At 69.0% G+C, this 4,290-nt stretch carries 1 protein-coding gene; it reads left to right on the plus strand.

The features are described from left to right. Positions 1-4,290: type I polyketide synthase (locus tag BST12_RS28400; protein WP_083116491.1), on the plus strand; the 4,290-nt coding region annotated here is incomplete at both ends.

A 4,290-nucleotide genomic window follows, 5' to 3' on the forward strand; every position in this document is an offset into this window, starting at 1 on the left:
CCGGCTTTGATGCCGAGTTCTTCGGGATTTCGGCGCGTGAGGCCACCGCGATGGATCCCCAGCAGCGGCTGTTGTTGGAGGTGTGTTGGGAAGCGTTGGAAGCCGCCGGGATCGACCCGGCGACCTTGGAGGGCACTAACACCGGGGTCTTCGCCGGCATCGGCGTGCAGGGCTACGGGCTCAGCGGTGCTATCGGATCAGACGGCTCCGAGGGTTATGGGTTGACGGGGTCTGCGACGAGTGTGGCGTCGGGGCGGGTGGCGTACGTGTTGGGGTTGCAGGGGCCGGCGATCACCGTGGATACGGCGTGTTCGTCGTCGTTGGTGGCTACGCATTTGGCGTGTCAGTCGTTGCGTAACGGCGAATCCAGTCTGGCGTTGGCCGGTGGAGTCGCCGTCATGACCACCCCCGCACCCTTTATCGAGTTCGCTCGTCAGCGTGGGTTGTCGGTGGACGGCCGGTGTAAGGCATTCGCCGCGGCCGCCGATGGCACCGGGTGGGGCGAGGGCGCGGCGATCGTGGTGTTGGAACGCCTCAGTGAGGCTCAGCGCCATCGACATCCGGTGTTGGCGGTGATCGCCGGTTCCGCGGTTAACCAGGACGGCGCCTCGAATGGGTTGACCGCCCCCAATGGGCCGGCTCAGCAACGCGTGATCACCCAGGCGGCGGCCAATGCAGGGATCGGCCTGGACGAGGTGGATGTGGTCGAGGCCCACGGCACGGGCACCACGCTGGGGGATCCGATCGAGGCCGGGGCGTTGTTGGCTACTTACGGCGCTGAGCGCTGTGCTGAGCGGCCGTTGTGGTTGGGGTCGGTCAAATCCAACATCGGCCATACTCAGGCCGCCGCGGGCGCGGCGGGGTTGATCAAGATGATCACCGCCCTGCAGCACGCGGTATTGCCGCCGACGCTGCATGCCGATGAACCCAGCCCGCATATCGACTGGTCTGCCGGAGGGCTCCGGCTGCTCACCGAAACGCGGCCCTGGCCGGCGAGCGAGCATCCGCGCACGGCGGGCGTGTCGTCGTTCGGGATCAGCGGCACCAACGCGCATGTGATCGTCCAGCAGGCTCCCAGCCCACCACCGGCCAACGCGCCCGTCGCGGCGGGGCCGTCACCGCTGCGGTTTTGGCCGCTGTCGGGGCGCAGCCCGATGGCGCTGCAGGCTGCAGCGGCCCGGCTGCATCAGCATCTGCTCGATCACCCCGACATTGATCTGACCGATCTGGCGTACAGCCTGGCCACCACCCGCAGCCACCATGCCCACCGCGGCGCCCTGACCGTCCCGGCCAGTGCGGGCGACCCTCGCGCGGAGTTGCTGGAGGCCCTGCAGGCCCTGTTCCGGGATCAGCCTCATCCCGGGGTAGCCGCGGGCCACCTTCAGGCGCATCACGCCGGCAAGACGGTGTTCGTGTTTCCCGGTCAAGGCGCCCAATACCCGGGGATGGCCACCGCGCTCTACGCCGGCCACCGCGGTTTTGCTGGGGTTTTCGACGAGGTCTGCGCGGCCTTTGACGCCCACCTCGAGGTCCCGCTGGCCCAGGTGATCTTCGCCGCCCCTGATACCGCACAGGCCGAGCTACTGGGCCACACCGCCTATGCCCAGCCCGCACTGTTCGCCATCGGGGTGGCCCTGCATGCGGTGCTCACCCAGGCCGGCATCCACCCCGACACCCTGGTCGGGCACTCGGTCGGCGAACTAGCGGCCGCCCATGTAGCCGGGGTGATGTCGCTGGCCGATGCCGCGGTCCTAGTCAGCGCCCGCGGCCGACTCATGGGCGCTTGCACGCCCGGGTCCATGATGGCCGTCGTCGCCAACGAAGCCGACCTGGACACCCTGCTGGCCGACTACCCCCAGCTCGAGCTGGCCGCGGTCAACGGCCCCACCGCCCTCGTGGTCTCCGGCCCGGAGGATCAACTGCACCAACTCGCCGGACGCTGCGGCGCCGCGGGGTACAAAACCACCCCACTGCGCGTCAGCCACGCCTTCCACTCGGCGTCGATGGATCCCGCTCTGCCCGAATTCGAAACCATCGCCGCTTCGCTGCGTTGGAGCCCACCCACCACCGCGATCATCTCCACCCTGACCGGCCAACCCGCCACCACCGATCAACTCACTTCCCCGCGCTACTGGACACGCCAACTGCGCGAACCTGTCCGCTTCCACGACGCCACCACCCGCGCTATCGCCGACGGCCCGTGCATCTTTGTCGAGCTGTCCCCGCACCCCGTTCTGGCTTCCGCGCTGACCGACACTGTGGCGAGCGCCGAGCAGGCCGGCTCGGCGGTGATCCCCACCTTGGTCCGTGACCTGCCGGATCTGGACACCCTGGCCGCGGCTTTGGCCCAGCTGCACATCCACGGCCACAGCCCATCGTGGAGCATCCTGTATCCCGGCGCTGCCACTGTGGCGCTGCCCACGTACCCCTTCCAACGCCGCCCGTACTGGCTGACCACGCCGGCTTCAAGTACGGTCGGCGACCCCGCCGAAGCCGAGTTATGGCAAGCCGTGGACGCCGACGCGGTGGACACCGTGGCACAGGTCCTGGGTATCCACGACGGCACCCACACGCTGGGTCCGATGGTGACCGCGCTGCGGCACTGGCGCCAACACCTGGCCGAACGCGCTCGGGTGGACCAGCTGCGCTACCAGGTGAGCTGGCAAGCCGTCACCCCGGCCAGCTTCCCTGCGACCCGGCCACGATGGCTGGTCCTCACCCATCCCGGCCACGCCGACAACCCCTGGCTACAGGACCTGCTGGATCGTTTCCCCGACGAATTCGCTACCGCGATCGTCGATCTCGAGCGCCTCGACCGCGCCGGCTTGGCTGCACTGCTGAACGAACAAGCCACCACCCATGACTGCGACGGTGTGCTGTCGCTGCTTGCCCTTCCCGAGCCCACCGCCGCCGCGGTGCCCTCGGCCGGTGTGCTGTCCACCCTGGCCCTGGTTCAGGCCTACGACGACAACGGGCTGGATCTGCCGCTGTGGATCCTCACCCAGGGCGGAGCCCAACTCGACGAGCAGGAACCGCCGCTGACCGCTGACCAGGCCGCCGTGTGGGGTCTGGGCCAATCGGTGTGCCTGGAACATCCCGACTGGTGGGGCGGACTCATCGATTTACCCCTCACTCCTGCACCCCACGACCTAACCCGCCTGCACACGATCCTGACCTGCCCGCAAACCGAAGACCAGCTGGCCCTGCGCCGCCACGGGGTGCACGCCCGCCGCCTGCGCCCGGCCCCGCTGCCCAGCCAACACCGGCCCCCGTGGAAACCCTCGGGCACCGCGCTGATCACCGGCATCACCGGCCAACTGGGGCCACACATCGCCCGCTGGCTCGCCCACGCCGGCGCTTCGCACCTGGTGCTGGCCAGCCGCACCGCAGGCAGCGCCCCCCAGGTCGTCGACCTCGAAAACCAACTCCACGCCGCCGGGGTGAGCACCAGCGTCGTCTCGGTAGACCTCACCGACAGCGCCGCGGTAACGCGCATGATCGAGCAGATCCGCGCCGACCACGGACCCATCGACACCGTCGTGCACGCGGCAGCGTTTCTGGGCTGGGCCCCCATCACCGAGCTCACCGTCGAGGAATTCCACCGCACCTACCGGGCCAAGGCCCTGGGCGCAGAAAACCTCATCAGCGCACTAGGCGAGCAACCACCGCAGACCTTCGTCCTGTTCTCCTCAGCCGCAGCCACCTGGGGCGGCACCAGCCAAGGCGCCTACGCCGCGGCCAACGCCCACCTGGAAGCCCTGAGCACCCAACTGCGCGCCCGCGGCTGCCACGCGCTGGCCCCGGCCTGGGGCACCTGGGCCGATGAACGCACCAGCTCCCAAGACACCCTGGACTACCTGGCCCGCATCGGACTGCACCAATTCAGCACCGACACCGCCTTTGCCGCACTACAACAATGCCTCGACGCCGACGACACCCTGATCACCCTCGCCGAGGTCAATTGGAACCAATTCCAAGACGTCTTCACCACCCGCCGCGCCCACCCCCTGCTCACCGACCTCACCACCCACACCACCCCCACACCAACAGCCATCCCCGATGGACTGGCCGCCGAACTGGCCGGCCACACCCCCGACCAACAACGCGCCACCCTGACCACCCTGATCCGCACCGCCACCGCCACCGTGCTGGCCCACCCCGACCCCGACACCCTCGATCCCGACCAGCCCTTCAAACACCTCGGCATCGACTCCCTGACCGCCCTGCAACTGCGCAACACCCTGGCCCGACACACCGGCCTACCCCTGCCCTCCACCCTGGTCTTCGACC

Origin of the sequence: Mycobacterium angelicum (genome assembly GCF_002086155.1) — a bacterium.
In the GTDB taxonomy this organism is placed as follows: Bacteria; Actinomycetota; Actinomycetes; order Mycobacteriales; family Mycobacteriaceae; genus Mycobacterium; species Mycobacterium angelicum.